At 40.8% G+C, this 18,704-nt stretch carries 10 protein-coding genes and 1 pseudogene; 10 read left to right on the forward strand and 1 reads right to left on the reverse strand.

What is annotated here, in order from left to right; translation table 11 throughout:
- The first annotated feature begins 169 nt into the window (after positions 1-169).
- The 10 genes and pseudogenes from LOC50_RS14385 to rluF all read left to right on the forward strand — a co-directional run bounded on the left by LOC50_RS14385 (position 170) and on the right by rluF (position 15,576).
- Positions 170-472 carry an isoamylase early set domain-containing protein gene (locus LOC50_RS14385; RefSeq protein WP_250654041.1) on the forward strand — a complete coding sequence of 101 codons (303 nt, stop codon included), beginning with the start codon at positions 170-172 and terminating at the stop codon, positions 470-472.
- A gap of 9 nt (positions 473-481) precedes the next feature.
- Positions 482-2,470, forward strand: a complete 1,989-nt coding sequence (gene malQ / locus LOC50_RS14390; RefSeq protein ID WP_250654042.1) for a 4-alpha-glucanotransferase — start codon at positions 482-484, stop codon at positions 2,468-2,470.
- Positions 2,471-4,693, forward strand: coding sequence for a 1,4-alpha-glucan branching protein GlgB (gene glgB / locus LOC50_RS14395; RefSeq protein ID WP_250654043.1), 2,223 nt, complete (start codon positions 2,471-2,473; stop codon positions 4,691-4,693). It abuts the gene before it with no gap.
- On the forward strand, positions 4,686-6,749 hold the full coding sequence (gene glgX / locus LOC50_RS14400) for a glycogen debranching protein GlgX (RefSeq protein WP_250654177.1): 2,064 nt from the start codon (positions 4,686-4,688) through the stop codon (positions 6,747-6,749). The genes glgB and glgX overlap by 8 nt, the downstream gene beginning before the upstream one ends.
- Positions 6,742-9,268: pseudogene (locus LOC50_RS14405) on the forward strand (glycogen/starch/alpha-glucan phosphorylase). Before glgX ends, LOC50_RS14405 begins: the two are co-directional and overlap by 8 nt.
- A 20-nt stretch (positions 9,269-9,288) precedes the next feature.
- Positions 9,289-10,551 carry a glucose-1-phosphate adenylyltransferase gene (glgC, locus tag LOC50_RS14410; RefSeq protein ID WP_248533746.1) on the forward strand — a complete coding sequence of 421 codons (1,263 nt, stop codon included), beginning with the start codon at positions 9,289-9,291 and terminating at the stop codon, positions 10,549-10,551.
- Positions 10,552-10,599: 48 nt separating this feature from the next.
- On the forward strand, positions 10,600-12,132 hold the full coding sequence (locus LOC50_RS14415; RefSeq protein ID WP_069438936.1) for a glycogen synthase: 1,533 nt from the start codon (positions 10,600-10,602) through the stop codon (positions 12,130-12,132).
- Positions 12,133-12,215: 83 nt separating this feature from the next.
- Entirely contained in the window at positions 12,216-13,430 is a 1,215-nt protein-coding gene (locus LOC50_RS14420) for an EAL and HDOD domain-containing protein (RefSeq protein WP_250654044.1), read from the forward strand.
- A 12-nt stretch (positions 13,431-13,442) separates the two neighbouring features.
- Positions 13,443-14,543 (forward strand): DUF418 domain-containing protein, encoded by a 1,101-nt coding sequence (locus LOC50_RS14425; protein ID WP_502934586.1) that lies wholly within the window; start codon positions 13,443-13,445, stop codon positions 14,541-14,543.
- Between the two features lie 43 nt (positions 14,544-14,586).
- Positions 14,587-15,576, forward strand: a complete 990-nt coding sequence (gene rluF / locus LOC50_RS14430; protein WP_250654045.1) for a 23S rRNA pseudouridine(2604) synthase RluF — start codon at positions 14,587-14,589, stop codon at positions 15,574-15,576.
- Positions 15,577-15,636: 60 nt separating this feature from the next.
- Here the strand turns inward: rluF and LOC50_RS14435 are convergent, their stop codons facing one another.
- Entirely contained in the window at positions 15,637-18,702 is a 3,066-nt protein-coding gene (locus LOC50_RS14435; RefSeq protein ID WP_250654046.1) for an efflux RND transporter permease subunit, read from the reverse strand.
- Between the last annotated feature and the right edge of the window lie 2 nt (positions 18,703-18,704).

The following is an 18,704-nucleotide window of genomic DNA, read 5'->3' on the forward strand; positions in this document are numbered from 1 at the left end:
GCACCAAACCAGTGCGGTAAAATAAATAACGCACTGTAATAATGCGTAAATAAAGTTTTGATTAACTTTAAAGCTGTTTTTATGTGAATGAATGGATTCCACACCGCCTTTTAAGCTGTTTGGCCTGTGGCAAAGATGAATAACCCTTATGGTTTAGTTGGAGCCTATTATGTTGAATAAACGCTTTTTTAAAACAAAAAATGAAGCAGAAGTAACCTTTGAATTTTCTCACCCAGATGCAAATGATGTCTGTTTACTTGGAGAATTTAATGATTGGCAGCCGGTGCCAATGAAGCACAACAAAAAGCGTGGCGTATTTAAATGCAAGCAACGTCTTCCCGTTGATAAAGAGTTTCATTTTCGCTATTTAATAAATGGTAAACAGTGGGATAACGATCATCAGGCTGATGGGTATATTGCTAATAATTTTGGTACAGAAAATAGTATAGTAAATACACAACGCATTAATTAAGGTCGCTGAATGGACGCACTATCGCAATTGTTTTATTTGCATGGTATTGGTTACGAATACACTAAGTATACGGGTGAACACGTTATATTTAGCGAAGACACCCGTAAATCTGCTTTGCACTGCTGTGGCGTTGACACACGTGATACGGCGCAAATAACCCAGTTAAATTATCAATTGGATGCGGCTACATGGTTAACACTCGTACCTGCTGTTAGCATAATAGATCAGGCTAGTAATGTGCTAAAGGTGCGTGTTAATGAAGCTGATACGCATCATAAAATTACATTAACTGTGGCAGCATTAAATATAAAGCTGCAATTTGAACACATTGCTCAGTATGCAGCATTAGGTGAGTACTTTGTAAATGGGTGTCGTTATATAGAAATAGCGCTACCACTGACGCATTTACCAACCGGCTATTATGATGCGTTATTAACGATGGGTGAGCAATCTGCTAAAACACAAATTTGGTCGACCCCTGAACAAGCCTACCAAATAGCGGATAAAAAACGCTTTGGCTTATCAATTCAGTTATATACATTAAAAAATAAAGCCGGACTCGGGATTGGCGATTTTAGTGATTTACTTGAGTTGGCAACCTTATGTGCAAAGCAAAATATGGACTATATTTTACTTAACCCATTGCACTTATTGTTTGCAGATAACCCTGAGTGCGCCAGCCCCTACAACCCAAACAATCGTGCCTTACTCAATCCGCTATATATCGCAATTAATTTATCGCCTGACAGCTTTAACAATCCGGATTTAACTGAGTTGTTATCTGCTAATACCTCAAGCAAATACAGCGACCAAAATGTAGCGTTTATTGATTATAGAACGGTTACTGAGAGCAAATATGCTGCTTTTAAGCTGCTTTTTAAGCATTTTCAACAACAGGGCAGTCAAACACGGCAAAACGAATTTAGTGCGTTTTGTAAACAGTACAGTGATGTACTTGCTATGTTAGAAACCACAGAGCCCACATTTGAATATTACCTCCAATGGCAAGCACACAGCCAACTCGCGCTATGCCAACAGCATTGTATTGAGCAAGGGATGGCGATTGGTTTAATTAATGATTTAGCGGTGGGCTGTGCTAGTGAGGGCACTGAATTTAAATACCAGCAGGGATTATTTAGTCAAGATGCAACCCTTGGCGCACCACCAGATCCTTGGGCACCTAATGGCCAAAATTGGGGGCTGCCAGCAATAAACCCGCAGCGCCTTGCTGACAATAACTATCAGTTTTATCGCTCACTCATACGCGCCAATATGGATGCAGCAGGCGGGTTACGAATCGACCATGTAATGGCGATTAGGCGTTTGTGGTGGTGTTTCATAAACAATAATACCCAAGATGGCTGTTATGTGTATTACCCATTTGAGCATTTATTAGCAATTTTAAAAATTGAATCTCATCTTAATCAGGCCATAGTAATAGGCGAAGATTTAGGGGTTGTTCCACCGGAGGTAAAAGAGGCACTGGTTGATAGTGGCATTTTCTCAAACAGCTTATTTTATTTTGAAAAACAACAAAATGATGAATTTGTAAATAGCGATGACCTTAGCGAGCAATGCCTGCTGATGATAGCCAATCATGATGTACCGCCATTTGTGGGCTGGTGGCAGCATAGCGATTTAAAAATTAAACAGCAGTATGGGCTGATTGATACTGATGAGTATCAGCAGTTAGTTCAGCAGCGAGAGCAAGAGCAGCACCGGCTATTACGCTTTTTAAATCCGCAAAACACTTCCTTGTCACTTAACACGGATGCTTTTGACGTTTATAGCGCTTTGGCTGTATGTTTAGCTAAATCGCCGTCTCGTTTACTTGCATTACAGCTTGATGATTTAGACAAGCAACACTACCCAGTCAATATTCCTGGCACCGACAAAGAGTATCCTAATTGGCGACGGGTACTGACACATACGTGCGACGATATTTTTAAAGATAATGCTGCTCTTTTGGCTGCAATACATTCAATAAGGAATGCGTAAATGGGCAGTACTAAAAATAAGGTATCAACGCAATTAGTTGATTATGACGCACAGGTAAACGCTTTAACTGCAGGGCGATTTAAAGACCCGTTTAGTTTTTTAGGCGCGCACAACATCCAAAGTGGCACTGAAATACGCGTGTATTTGCCAGCGGCATTACGCGTCGAACTGTTAATTGATGGTCAAGTTATTAGCGCGTTACGCTATAAACACAGTGATTTATTTATCGCTGAGTTATCAAGCATGCCTAGCAGTGTTTACCAATGCCAGGTTAGTTATGAAAATAGCGATGTTACATTTTACGATGAATACAGCTTCAGCAGTACATTGGATGAACAAGCTATGTACTTGTTTAACGAAGGTAGCCTTGAGCATGCTTATACTCACTTAGGTGCGCAATTTACTACACAACAAGGGGTAGATGGTGTTCGTTTTTGTGTGTGGGCGCCTAATGCCGCCAGTGTATCGGTTATTGGTGAGTTTAATTTTTGGCAAGCGAATCGCCATTTTATGCGATTTCATCCGGCCAGTGGGGTATGGGAATTATTTATCCCGGGTTTAAGTGCAGACATGTGCTACAAATTTGCTATTACTACGCTCAGTGGCGAGGTCTTAGATAAAGCCGATCCTTTTGCGTTTAAAATGCAGCAAGCACCGGGCGCTGCCAGTATATTACAGTACAAACCAGCGCCTATTTTGCTAAGTGAACAAGCGATTATAAATCGCCAAAAGCGTAATCATATTGATGCGGCTATCAGTATTTATGAAGTGCACTTAGGCTCTTGGCAACGCGCTGAGCATAACCGTTACTTAAGCTACACCGAGCTTGCAGATAAGCTTGTAGGCTACGTGATTGAAATGGGGTTCACGCATTTACAACTTATGCCGATAAGTGAATACCCGTTTGATGGCTCTTGGGGTTATCAGCCAGTAGGGCTGTTTGCACCTACGAGCCGCTTTGGTGATTACAACAGCTTTAAATACTTAGTTGAACAATGCCATAAAGCTAATATAGGCATATTACTTGATTGGGTCCCTGGGCACTTTCCAAGCGATCCGCATGGCTTACATTGCTTTGATGGCACCCATTTATACGAACACGCTGATATGCGCCAAGGGTTTCATCCTGATTGGAACACCTATATTTATAATTATGACCGCCCTGAAGTAAAAAGCTTTTTAATTTCTAATGCGATGTATTGGCTTAGCCAATTTGGCATAGACGGACTACGTGTGGATGCGGTGGCGTCGATGCTTTATCTTGATTACAGTCGTAAAGAAGGACAGTGGGTAGCTAATTGTTATGGCGGTCGAGAAAACTTAGGGGCTATAGAGTGCCTAAAACAAGTGAACTTACGCAGTTATAAAAATAACCCCGGCATTATGATGGTTGCCGAGGAGTCAACGGCTTGGCCTGGGGTCACGCAAAGTGTTGAACACAATGGCTTAGGTTTTGGTTATAAATGGAATATGGGCTGGATGAATGACAGCTTAGATTATATGCAGCAAGATCCGTTATTTAGAAAATATCACCATCATAAAATGACATTTTCTATGGTGTATGCATTTAGTGAAAATTATATTTTACCGCTCAGTCATGATGAAGTGGTGCATGGCAAGGGATCACTACTAAACAAAATGCCCGGTGACGATTGGCAGCAGTTTGCAAACTTACGTGCTTATTATGCGTTTATGTGGGCACATCCAGGCAAAAAATTACTGTTTATGGGCGCCGAAATAGCACAGCGTAAAGAGTGGGATCATGACCATTCACTAGACTGGCACTTGCTTGAGCATCAAAGTCATCAAGGTATTCAGCATACGGTTAAACGTCTTAATCAAGTGTATCAAGCGCATCCATCTTTATATGAGCTTGATAGCTGTGCAACGGGCTTTTCATGGATAGATAATAATAACAGCCAGCAGAGTATGTTTAGCTTTATTCGTTATGCTAAAAATGCTGACCACTTTATGGTTATTGTCGCTAACTTTACACCAACGGCTTATCAACACTACACCTTAGGTGTGCCAGCGAAGGGCATATATAAAGTGGTATTAAATACCGATGAGGTTTGCTTTTTTGGCTCAGGTTATCGTGTCACAGAGGATAAAAACCAGCTTATCCACTCAGTCGTTCAGCCAAGTCATGGGTTTGATCACAGTATTACAGTTAACATTGGTGGCTTAACCACACTTTACTTAGAAAAGGTGAATGATGAGTAATTGCTTTGAGGTTACTCAGGGTGCGCCTTTGCCACTGGGTTCGAGTGTACAAAACCAAGGCGTTAACTTTGCCTTGTATGCCCCTAATGCAAGCCAAGCTTTTGTGTGCTTATTTGATAAAAGCGGCCATACAGAAATATTAAAAATAGCCATGAATATTAATGAAGGCGGCGTATGGAGCATTCACATAGCCCCATTAAGCACCGGCGCATTGTATGGCTTTAGGGTTGATGGCGAATACAGCCCAGAAAAAGGCATGTTGTTTAATGAACATAAATTACTGATTGATCCGTATGCAAAAGACTTGTTTAACGAATTTACTTGGAGCGAACGACATTACGGGCAAATGCCCATTGGCACTAAAAGTGTGGTTAATAATGCGATAGATATGCCTAAATCAAAAGTGACTGCGTCGGTAGCTTATACACAAACAAAGCCACAGCATAGTTGGGCCAATACCGTTATTTATGAGTGCCATGTTAAAGGTGCCACCTGTCGCCATCCTGATATCCCTAAAGTACTACAAGGGACATTTTTAGGTTTGAGTCATCCCAGTTTTATTGATCATTTAAAAAGTTTAGGGGTAACAGCTATTGAACTTTTGCCTGTGCATGCTTTTATAAGTGAACAGTTTTTAACCGCTAAAGGACTGCAAAATTACTGGGGCTATAATAGTCTTAACTTTTTCACTCCTCATAAAGACTATTTGGTTAATGACGATATAAACGAATTTAAACAAATGGTGAGCGAGTTACACCGCGCCAATATTGAAGTTATTTTGGATGTGGTATACAACCACACCGCAGAGGGAGGAAATGATGGCCCTATTTTATCTCTGCGAGGGCTCGACAACCTAACATATTATCGCACCATTGAGGGGCAACCCAATGTTTATATTAATGATACAGGGTGTGGCAATACGTTAAATATCGATCACCCTAAAACCTTACAATTGGTACTCGACAGCTTACGTTACTGGGTTGAAGTTATGGGCGTTGATGGCTTTCGATTTGATTTAGCCACCATTTTAGCGCGTTCAAATACGGGCTTTAGTGCGTCTCACACCTTTTTACAAGCAATTGCCCAAGATCCTGTGTTAAATAAAGTTAAACTGATCAGTGAGCCGTGGGATATAGGCCCTGGTGGTTATCAGCTTGGTGCATTTCCTTCACCTTGGCGAGAGTGGAACGATCAATATCGTGATGTGATTAAACGCTTTTGGCAAAGTGAAAAAGGCATTATTAGTGATGTGGCAAAGCGTTTACATGGCTCGTTTGATATTTTTGAACACAGTAACCGAGGCCCGCTAAATAGCATTAACTTTATTACCAGCCATGATGGGTTTACGTTAGCCGACTTAGTCAGTTATGAGCAAAAACATAACCAGGCCAACGGTGAAAACAACCAAGATGGTCATAGCGCTAATTATTCGTTTAACTGCGGGGTTGAGGGATTTACCAGCGACTCAGAAGTAATGAGTTTGCGCTTACAACAGCAAAAAAACTTTCTACTCACCTTATTACTCTCCAAAGGCGTGCCAATGATAGCCGCTGGCAGTGAGATGGCGCACTCGCAAGGCGGTAATAATAACGCTTATTGTCAAAATAATCGCACCAGCTGGCTTGCTTGGAAAGACTCACAACTGAATCATTCATTGATTCAGTTTATTGATGATGCGCTAAAAATCAGGCGTGGTCACAGTGCATTTAAACACAGTGTGTTTTTGGATGATATTGATGAGCGCTTCACCGTTAAATGGTTTACCGAGCAAGGTAAAAAAATGGATGAAACACATTGGCATGAAGATACACGTCAATTTTTAATGTATAGCTTACTTGATAAGCAAAATAAGCATGCGTTATTAATTATTCTTAATGCTAGTAAACAGCCTGTGGTCTGCCAATTACCACAATCGCCCATTATCGCGCCATGGACGTTAGTGTTATCAAGTGTAAATAACGCATCATCTGTTATTCAAGAAGATGCAACCGTGAATATTTCAGCACAAAGTAGTTGGGTTTTTAGTGCCAATTTAGAAGGCGATGATTATGACTAAGCAAGACGAGCAAGTGTGTGTAGTAAAAGGCTGGCAAGCAGGCCCCAGTGATAGACGAAAGTACTTTAAGTGATGATTTAACACGGCACTTTTATTACACCTTAGGACGTGATGTGGTGGGCGAGTCACAGTTGTATTTGTATCATGCATTAGCACTGACGATCAGAGACCGATTAGTGGCACGCTGCAGGGAAACCAATCAACAAATAAAACAACAAAAACGTCGTAAAACAGCCTATTTATCGTTAGAGTTTTTAATGGGCAGAGCGCTGGGTAATGCGGTATTAAATCTAGATTTAGAATCACTAGTTACAAAGGCACTGCAAGCTTACTGTACTGAGCTTGAAAGTGTGGAACAAGCTGAGCATGATGCCGGTTTAGGCAATGGCGGCTTAGGGCGACTAGCGGCTTGCTTTTTAGATAGCTGTGCCAGTTTAGCGCTGCCAGTGGTCGGTTATGGTATTCGTTATGAATATGGCATGTTTAATCAGTCAATAAAAGAGGGTAATCAGGTTGAGCAACCAGATAACTGGTTACGAGAAGGTCATCCTTGGGAATTAAGCGCACCGGAGCAAGCTAAACGGGTTAAGTTTTTTGGTTATGTACAAAGCTACACCGATAAATTTGGCCGTGAGCATCGTCAATGGATCAGTTCTCAAGATGTATTAGCAGTGCCTTATGATGTACCTATTCCGGGCTATAAAAATAATATTGTTAATACCCTTAGACTTTGGAAGTCTGAAGCAACGGACGAATTTAACTTAACAGAATTTAATGCCGGAAGTTATTCTGAAGCGGTAGCACAAAAAAATCTCGCTGAGCAAATAACCATGGTGTTGTACCCTAACGACAGCAGTGAAAATGGTAAAGAGCTGAGATTACGTCAACAATACTTTTTATCATCGGCAAGTATTCAAGATGTACTTACACAATGGATTGAACAATACGGTAATGATTTTACTGAATTTGCTCAGCATCATGTGTTTCAGCTTAACGATACCCACCCAAGTATTGCGGTTGCCGAGCTGATGCGAATTTTAGTTGATGACCATGAACTGGATTGGGATCAGGCATGGAATATCACCACCAAAACCATGGCTTACACAAATCATACCTTACTACCAGAGGCTTTAGAGAAGTGGTCGGTATCGTTATTTGCTAAATTATTACCGCGTATTTTAGAGATTATTTATGAAATTAATGCCCGCTTTTTAGCCGAGGTGGCCATGCATTGGCCAGGTGATGTGCAAAAACAACGGGATTTATCATTAATTGAAGAAGGGGGCGAGCCGCAAATACGTATGGCTTTTTTAGCCATTGTCGGCAGCTATTCTGTTAATGGTGTGGCAGCACTACACACGCAGTTATTAACCGCGGGTTTGTTTAAAGATTTTTATGCGCTATGGCCTGATAAATTTAACAACAAAACCAATGGTGTTACTCCACGGCGCTGGCTTGCATACTGCAATCCGAGTTTAAGCCAGATCATTAGCGAAAAAATAGGTAAAGACTGGATAGGTGATTTTGCACAAATTAGCCAATTACGTCGTTACTACGATGACCCCCAGTTTCATATATATTGGCAACAAGCAAAACAACAAAACAAACAACGCTTAGTTGATTTAGTAAAACAAAGATGTGGCGTAGAGTTTGATATTAACATGCTGTTTGATGTGCAGGTAAAACGTATTCACGAATATAAACGTCAGTTACTTAACATTTTACACGTTATTCATTTATATGACCGCATACGCCGTGGCGACACACAAGGCATGGTGCCTCGCTGCGTTTTATTAGGTGGTAAAGCAGCACCGGGTTACATGATGGCTAAAAAAATCATTAAGCTGATTAATAATGTTGCTGAGGTGATCAATAAAGACCCACAGGTATCTGCTTTTCTAAGAGTCGCGTTTTTACCTAATTATAATGTAACCGCCATGGAAACCATTTGCCCTGCAACGGACTTATCGGAGCAAGTATCAACCGCGGGCAAAGAGGCCTCAGGTACCGGCAACATGAAGTTTATGATGAATGGCGCGCTAACAATAGGCACCCTAGATGGCGCTAATATTGAAATACGTGACGCTGTTGGGGCTGAGAACTTCTTCTTATTTGGCGCACAAGCTGAGCACATTGACGACATAAAAGCGCATTATAACCCCAGTGAAATAATTGCGAATAACCCTGATTTGAATAGTGTGATGCACTTACTCGAAAGTGGCCATTTCAATCTATTTGAACCTGGCTTATTTGACGATGTGATTAATGGCATTAAAAGTAACAACGATCCTTGGTTAACCGCCCATGACTTTGCCAGCTATATAGCTGCGCAACGTGATGTTGATAAAGCCTATGCAGATCAAACATACTGGACTCAAATGAGTATTTTAAATACTGCCGCCAGTGGCTCATTTTCTAGTGACAGAACAATTAGTCAATATTGTGATGATATATGGCATTTAACTCCACTTGATACCACACACCAAACAGTAAAAACAAATACTGACACTAACAGCTGACACTAAACGGAGAGAGTAATATGCCCAGTTATGCAAATCGTTATATAAGTAATTTAACCAGAGAAACCTACGCTTTAATTCTTGCCGGAGGTCGCGGTTCTCGCTTGCATGAGCTAACCGACTGGCGTGCTAAACCCGCCGTTTATTTTGGTGGTAAACATCGTATTATTGATTTTCCACTATCAAATTGCATTAACTCAGGTGTAAGACGTGTCGGAATTGCAACGCAGTATAAATCTCATTCGCTAATACGCCATGTAAATCGTGCATGGGGGCATTTTAAAAAGGAATTAGGTGAGTCAGTTGAAATATTACCTGCGTCACAGCGCCATGGTGAAGAATGGTATTGCGGTACTGCCGATGCGGTATTTCAAAATATGGATATTATTCGCCATGAATTACCTAAATATGTAATGATTTTGTCAGGCGATCATGTATATCGTATGGATTACGGCGGTTTGTTAGCAAAGCATGTCGAAAATGGTGCTGATATGACCGTATGCTGTTTAGAAGTCGCGGTTGAAGAAGCAGCGGGTACCTTTGGCGTAATGACCGTTGATCAACAAAACCGAGTGCGACGATTCGATGAAAAACCAGCTGAACCAAGCTCTGTACCTGGTAAACCTGGTACGTGTTTAGCGTCAATGGGTAATTACGTTTTCAATACTGAGTTTTTATTTGAGCAATTACAAAAAGATTCACAAACAGAAGGCTCAGGGCGTGATTTTGGTCATGACATTATTCCAGCCATTATTGAAGAACATAATGTGTTTGCTTATCCGTTTAGAGATCCCGCACAAGTAGGGCAACCTTATTGGCGCGATGTAGGGACCTTAGATTCATTTTGGGAAGCTAATATGGAACTGGTTATGCCTGAGCCTCAATTGGATTTGTACGACCCTACTTGGCCAATTTGGACATACCAAGAGCAGCTTCCTCCAGCTAAGTTTATTTTTGATGATGACGATCGCCGGGGTATGGCTGTTGATTCAACCGTATCCGGTGGCTGTATTATTTCAGGCTCATTAGTAAGAAAGTCATTACTGTTTTCGAATGTACATATTCGCTCATATTGTACTATTGAAGAGTCGGTGGTTTTACCCGGTGTTATAGTTAACCGTGGGTGTAAAATAAAACGTGCCATTATTGATAGAAGCTGTGAGATACCACCTGGACTAGAAATTGGTTATGATCGCCAATCTGACGAAGCCAATGGCTTTAGAGTATCTAAAAAGGGAATTGTTTTGGTAACCCGTGAGATGCTGACAAAGTTAAATCAATAATTAAAAGAGCAAGGCGAAAGCCTTGCAGCAAACTATAAGAGTAAATTAATGCATATATTAATGGTTGCTGCAGAGAATGATGCGTTACCTAATGCCAAAGTTGGTGGTGTTGCTGATGTTATTCGTGATTTACCAAAGGCGTTAGTGGCGCAGGGGCTGACGGTAGATGTGGTTATTCCTGATTATGGTTTTGAACTAGGTGAGCGCTGTTTTATTGGTGAAGTGAGTGTGGCATTTAAGTCACAGACCCACGTTTTATCTTTGTTTGAAATTCCACAGAATCAAAAAGGGGTGAGGCAAATAGTGATAAGTCATCCTCTTTTTAGTCAATCATTGAGTGTGTATTGTAACGACAACGATAATAGACCATTTGCTACCGATGCAACCAAGTTTGCACTGTTTAATGCCGCTATTTGTGAAGCGCTTTTACAAGGGGTATTAACACAACCCAACACGTTACATTTGCATGATTGGCATAGTGCCTGTGTGGCCGTGTTACTTAAATTTAATCCTCGTTATGGCAAGCTTGCTAAGCTGCGCTTGGTATATACGGTGCACAATTTAGCTTTGCAGGGAATTCGTCCTTTTAAAGGGGATGATTCAAGCTTAGAAGCATGGTTTCCCTCGTTAAGTTACGACGGGCAACGATTATGCGACCCTCGTTATCCGCATTGCTTTAACCCTATGCGCAGTGCCATTAATTTAGCCGACAAAGTACATGTGGTTTCACCGAGTTATAGCCAAGAAGTGCAAATAGCAAGTAATGACGCCCACGGATTCTTTGGTGGCGAAGGGCTTGAACGAGATTTACAGCAAGCGGCTGAGCAAGGCAAATTAATTGGCATACTCAACGGCTGTGATTACGCAATTCAAGACGAACATGAAGCAACTTATAGTAAGCTATTAGAGCAAATAGAATCGACTTTGTTTAGTTGGATGGCAAAAAGCGCGCAATTACACAGCAGCCACTACATCGCTCATCAGCGTGTTTTACAATTTATGGCGTGTGATAAGCAAGGGCCACTTGTAACAAGTGTAGGGCGGCTCACTGATCAAAAAGTATTGTTACTTTGCCAGCAACAAAGCAAAGACCTGACTATTGATTCAGTGTGTCAGATCATTAATCAATTTAAGGGGCGTTTACTTGTGCTTGGCTCTGGCGATAGTAAACTTGAACACCTTTTTACCTGCGCCATGGCACGTAATAACAACTTTTTGTTTTTAAAAGGCTATGGGCAAGGTGTTGGCGATTTAATGTATCAATTAGGTGATTTATTTTTAATGCCGAGTTCTTTTGAGCCCTGTGGAATTAGCCAGATGCTCGCAATGCGAGCCGGCCAACCTTGCTTAGTGCACAGTGTCGGAGGTTTAAAAGATACCGTAGAGCATAATGTCAGTGGATTTTGTTTTAACGGCGATACGCTAAGTACACAAGCTAATGCACTCTTGCAGAGTTTAACTGAGGCACTTAGCTTATATCAAACAAACCCTAAGCAATGGCAAGCAATAAAAAGGCGAGCTGCTGATGCACGATTTAGTTGGGATAGTGTGGTAACTGATTATATAACATACTTATATTAAAAAATTTTATAAAGTTCAGTGACATCCCCTCTTGTTTACGCTTTAATTACTTAGTCTGGTGGAAATAATATAAAGTAGGTAATGTGTCTGTATTTGTGGCAAGGCAAGCAATACTAAATCGGAATCAAAATGTAGTTGCTTATGAACTGCTATTTCGCGATAGTCCTGAAAATTGCTTTCCTGGTGTGTCTGATGGCCAAGCAACGGCGAGGCTTATCATGGAAAACCAGCTTAACCTAGGTACTCGTCACATTACCTCGGGTAAAAAAGCATTGATCAATATTGGCCCTGAGTCGTTAAAACTTGATTTGTGTGATTTTTTACCTTGTAAAGATGTGGTTATTGAATTACTTGAGACCATAGAGCCCACCGACGATACCTACGAGCTATGTCGTAAACTATTCCACAGTAACTACAAATTAGCCCTTGATGATTTTGTTTATAAGCCGCAGTGGGAGCGCTTTTTAAAGCTGGTCAACTTAATTAAATTTGATATTCGCCTTACTCCACTTGCTGAAATTCCGCTGGTGGTGAATAAGCTTAAAAAATACAAAAATATTAAACTACTAGCCGAAAAAATAGAAACCGTTGAAGAATATAAATTGGCCCGTAAAATGGGCTTTGATTATTTTCAAGGTTATTATTTTGCGCGCCCAGTGATGATAGAACAAAAAGATATGCACTATAATTACGGCCTAGTGATCGCCATTTACTCAGAAGTAATGAAGCCAGATCCTGATGTTAAAGTGATCACCGGTTTATTTGAGCTTGATGCGGCATTGGCCTACAAGTTACTGCGTTTATTAAATAGCGGTGTGTTTCCGCTACAAAGCCAAATTTCGTCGTTAAAACAAGCGTTAGTTTACCTCGGCCAAGCACGTTTAAAAAAGTTTGTTAACTTAATTGTCACTGCCCATACAGCTCGCTCTAAGCCTATAGAGCTCATGCAGATGTGCGTTATTCGCGCACGGTTTTGTGAATTAATAGCCGCAAAAGTTGCTAAGCAGGTTCAAGGTGAAGCATTTTTAACGGGGCTTTTTTCACTGCTCGATGCTATTTTAGACAAGCCAATGGACTTGTTGGTTGATAAACTGCCATTCCCAGATGAAATTAAAGCAGCACTAACCGGTGAAAAAAATAACTTATATTATATTCTTGAAACGGTCAAAGCCTACGAAACAGGAAGCTGGTGGGCGCTTGAGAAAGCGGTATTACTGATTAATTTAGACAGTGCTTTTTTACCAAAATTATACAAACAAGCGGTACAATGGGCCGATAGCTATAAAGATAATATTTAGGGAATTCATGCTTTGCGCAATTATAATATGGACTTTATAAGGGGCGTAGCCGTACTTGGTCTGGTATTTATTAACTGTTTTTCCTTTGCTATTTTCGAGCTTAATTATACGCCACTCACAACATCACCACCTAGCGATCAGTTTCTAAACATACTAAGCCTTATATTTGTTGAAGGGCGGTTTCGCACTTTATTCACTTTATTGTTTGGTGCGGGTCTTTGTATTCAGTATCAGCGACAGCAATGTATTGAGCCATTAAAAAAACGCCTATATTGGCTTATTGTGTTTGGCTTAATACATGGTTTTTTATTGTGGGCGGGCGACATTTTGTTTTTATATGGGGTGTCAGGTTTATTTATATTGCGCTATTTAGATTACACGGACGAAGAGCTTAAAAGCAAAGCGGCCTTTTTTACTTTTATTGCTTTACTTGCCACAGCAATGATTATGTTAGGGCTTAATGAGGAACCACTCTATAGGGATTCTCCCGAGTTTGACCAGATATATAATAGTTATTACCAAAGTATTGGTGCGCATTTTAGCCAAAATATAACAATGAGCATTTATATGTTGCTAACAGTGCCTATTTTATTACTGTGGGCAAGTGCTGGCTTTATGCTAATTGGTATTGTTGCCTACAAATGTAATGTGTTTAGTGATGGATTTAGCAGGTCGGGGCTAATTAAACTAGCTGTGTTAAGTGTGTTGCTGACTAGCTTACGATTAGTGTTAGAGTCATATGAACAAGGTATTGGTTATGCGTTACAAGAGCCTGTTAATGAACTTGCTGCCTTATGTGTTGCACTGCTTTATATTCATTTAATTGTTAAACTTTGCGACAACAGCGCCTACATAGGGGGGCTTATCCAACAAGTTGGACGTTTAGCGTTTACTTTATACATAAGCCAAACCATTATGCAGTTATTATTGTTTAAAGTGTTTTTTCCGCAGTGGGCGCTTAGTTTTAATCGACTCGATTATTGGCTGCTCGCCATTAGCTTAGTGATTGTACAGCTTATATTTACAGCTATTTATTACCGTTATTTTAAGCAAGGCCCGCTTGAATACCTATGGCGTAAATTAGCAAAAATTAACCGCGAAAAAATAGCTTGAGTAGTTTAAACTATGCGCCTTTATATTTAAGAAGATTTGCCAGATGACAGACTTGAAGCGTTTAAATAAATTTATTAGTGAAACCGGGTTTTGCTCTCGCCGCGAAGCCGATAAATATATTGAGCAAGGTCGTGTTACCGTTAATGGCGAATTACCAGAAATGGGTGTTAAAGTTGCCCAATCAGATGCAGTTTTGGTTGATGGTAAACCATTAAAAGCACCACCTAAACGTGTGTATATTGCTTATAATAAGCCTGTGGGCATTACCTGTACCACAGAGCGTAAAATTCAAAGTAATATTGTTAAAGCTGTTAATTATCCTGAACGTATATTTCCGATTGGTCGTTTAGACAGACCCTCAGAAGGGCTGATTTTTTTAACCAATGAAGGCGATATCGTTAATAAAATCTTACGAGCTGGCAATAACCACGAAAAAGAATATGTGGTTACTGTAGACAAACCACTTAATCGTCAGTTTGTAAATAAAATGGCGAACGGTATTCCTATTTTAGATACCGTGACTAAAAAGTGTAAAGTTACTCAGACCGGTGCGCAGCAATTTAGCATTATTTTAACCCAAGGTTTAAACCGTCAAATTCGCCGTATGTGTGAATACTTAGGTTACGAAGTGGTTACACTAAAACGTGTGCGTATTATGAACGTAACCCTCAAAGGATTGAAAGTAGGGCAGTGGCGACATTTAAGCGACGCTGAAATGGCGGTCATTAACGACTCAATTGCTGATTCAGGTAAAACGCAAGAACACTCACTTTATGATGATACTGAACAGCGCAATTACACTGAACAAGCTAAAAATAGTGGCGCTAAATCTGCTCATAAGCGTGACTTTCAGGGCGGGAAACTACGTCGTGAAAATAATGACGAGCAACAAAAGCACGCTAAAAAAAGTAGTCGAAATACGCCTTATCAAAAACGCTCTACTACCTATGTAGGTAAATCAAAGACTCACAAAGCAAATACTGCCACAGGAAATAAAACCCGCAGCAGTAGCACGTTAAGCTTAAAAAAGTAATTAAGCTTGTTTAACAAAGCAAATAAAAACGCAGCCTTAGCTGCGTTTTTTGTTAGCCTACTATTTTTTAGGGTAATCAATCCTAAATACCACAGTGTATAAAACCGGCACTACAATTAGCGTCAGTATGGTAGCAAACCCTAAGCCAAACATAATGGTGACCGCCATCGACTGAAAAAATACGTCGAATAATAACGGGATCATGCCAAGTATTGTTGTGATAGCGGCCATGGCTACAGGGCGCACACGGCTTACGCCTGAGTCAAACACTGCTTGATAGGGTGATTTACCTTCACTCAGTTCTAAGTTTATTTGATCAACCAGTACAATGCCGTTTTTAATTAGCATGCCGCTTAAGCTTAGTAAGCCTAGTAGCGCCATAAAGCTAAACGGCGCATTCATCACTAATAAGCCTGCACTAACACCAATAATAGCCAGCGGTACAGTTGCCCAAATAACCAAAGGTTTTTTCACTGAGTTAAACAGTAATACTGTTACTGCAAACATTGCTAAATAGCCCAGTGGTAACGAGCCAAAAATAGCCTTTTTCGCTTTGCTTGATGATTCGAACTCGCCGCCCCATTGCATTTCATAGCCACGGGGTAAATCAATTGCTTCAACCTCAGCGCGAACCCGAGCAAATAATTTTGCAGGCGTTTCATCACCCAATACATCATGATCTGCCATCACAGTAATGGTGCGTTTACGATCGCGACGCATAATTAAGCTGTCTTCCCACTCAACAATAAATTCATCAACCACTTGGGTAACCGGCACAAACACGCGTAAAACAGGGCTATAAATTTGTAAATCGTGAACACTGTCTACATTTAAGCGCTCGCTTGCCGGTGAACGGGCAATAATAGGCAATAATTGCGTACCATCACGATACACACCCACTTGCTTACCCGACAGGCTAGTTAACAGAACTTGGTCAAGGTCAAACTTGGTGATCCCCAAACGGCGCGCTTTTTGTTCATTAAATTGCGGACGAATCATTTTAGTGCGTGCACGCCAATCATCGCGAATGTTAAAGGCACCGTCGTCTTTGGCGATAATCTCTTTAGCCTGTGATGAAAGCTGTCTTAAAACAACCGGATCGGGGCCTGAGAACCGCGCCTCTATTTTAGCATCGGTTGACGGACCAATTTCCATTGGTTTTACTTTTAACTTTGCAGACAGTGGATGTTGCTGTGCGTAATCACGCACTTTTTGCATGACTTTTGCGACGGCTTCACGATTGGTGACACGAATAATTAACTGCCCATAAGCAGGGTAGGATTTTTCAGGCGCGTAGGTCAGCATAAAACGCGGCGCACCTTGGCCAACTGTACTGGTGATTTCTGTGACCAGTTCATTCTTTTGTAAATAAGCTTCTAGCTGCTTAATGCCCTCAAGGGTTGCGCGAATATCAGCGCCTTGATCTTGCCAGTAATCGACATAAAACATCGGGGTATTCGAGGCTGGAAAAAAAGATTGTTTTACCGAGCCAAACCCCACTACAGCGCTACATAAAAGGGCAACCATAAGGACTAAGGTTGTTTTTCTAAAGCGCATAGCTAAATTTAATGTCGCTTTATAACCATTGAATATGATGCCTTGATAAGGGTCTTCATGCTCTTGATTATGTTCGTGTTTAAATTCGGTTTCTTTAAACATTAAATGGGCAAAAAACGGGGTGAGGGTAATTGCGGTGATCCAGCTTAATAGCAATGAGATAAACAGCACCCAAAATAAGCTACCAGCAAATTCACCACTGGCATCTGAGCTTAAACCAATCGGTGCGAAAGCGGTTATGGCAATAACTGTTGCGCCAAGTAGTGGCCACTTAGTTTGATCGACAATATTAATTGCCGCTTTAAGCTTTGTTTGTCCGCGCTTGAGGTTGATGAGAATACCTTCGGTCACAACAATGGCATTATCGACCAGCATACCTAGTGCAATAATTAGCGCACCTAATGATATGCGTTGTAAGTCAATCGCAAACAGCTTCATAAATATAAAGGTGCCTAATACGGTCAGTAATAATATACCGCCGATTAAAACCCCACTTTTAAAGCCCATAAAAATAAGTAGTACTACAATAACTATTGCAATGGCCTCTATTAAACTAACAATAAAGCCATCTACCGACTGCTCTACTTCTTTAGGTTGGTTATACACTGAGCTAATATCAATACCATGCGGGCGTTGATACTCAAGAGATGCTAAGTGCTCATCTATGTGTTTACCCACATCAACAACATTAACCCCAGACATAAACGACACACCAATAAGCAGAGCATGTTGTTGATTGTAATGAATCACATTAGTCGGTACTTCAGCATATTCACGGTAAACCTTTGCAACATCGCCTAGATAAATGAGTTCGCTGGCACCAGGCTTTGAAATTAATAAGGTTTCAAGTTCTTTTACATCTTTAAATTCACCAGTAGGGTGCAAGCGAATAGACTCATCACCCACGCGAATACGTCCAGCGTTAGATACGGTGTTTTGTGATTGCAGTAAATCATAAATATGACTAGGCGCAATACCGAGTTGGGCAAGCTTTTGCGTCGATACCTCAACCATTACTTGTGGCTGCTGTTGGCCCGCAATTGTAACTTTGCTCACTCCTTTGACTAAAACAAGTTCACGTTTTAAATAATCAACATAGTCTTTTAATTCATCATACGAGTAGCCATCGCCCGTGACGGCAAACATAACGCCGTAAACATCGGCAAAATCATCAATCACATTACTGGGGTAAACACCACTTGGCAGCGACGGGCTAAGGTCGTTTATTTTACGACGCATTTCATCCCATATTTGTCTTAGCTCCTGTTTACGATAGGTGCTTTTCATTTCTACGGTAATTTGTGATTTACCATTGGATGAAATAGAGGTGACATAATCAACATAGGGGAGCTGTTGAATGGCATTTTCAATCGGAAATGTCACTTCTTCTTCGACTTGCTGTGGAGAGGCACCTGGATATAAAGTGATCACCATGGCTTTTTTTAAAGTGAATTCAGGATCTTCCAGCTGGCCTAAATCAAAATAAGATACACTGCCGCCAATTAACAGCAACAGCGTAAACATCCAGCTAATGACTTTTTTCTCAATAGATAGTTGCGCAAAGCCCATAA

Origin of the sequence: Pseudoalteromonas sp. SCSIO 43095, assembly GCF_023650455.1 — a bacterium.
GTDB lineage: Bacteria > Pseudomonadota > Gammaproteobacteria > Enterobacterales > Alteromonadaceae > Pseudoalteromonas > Pseudoalteromonas tetraodonis.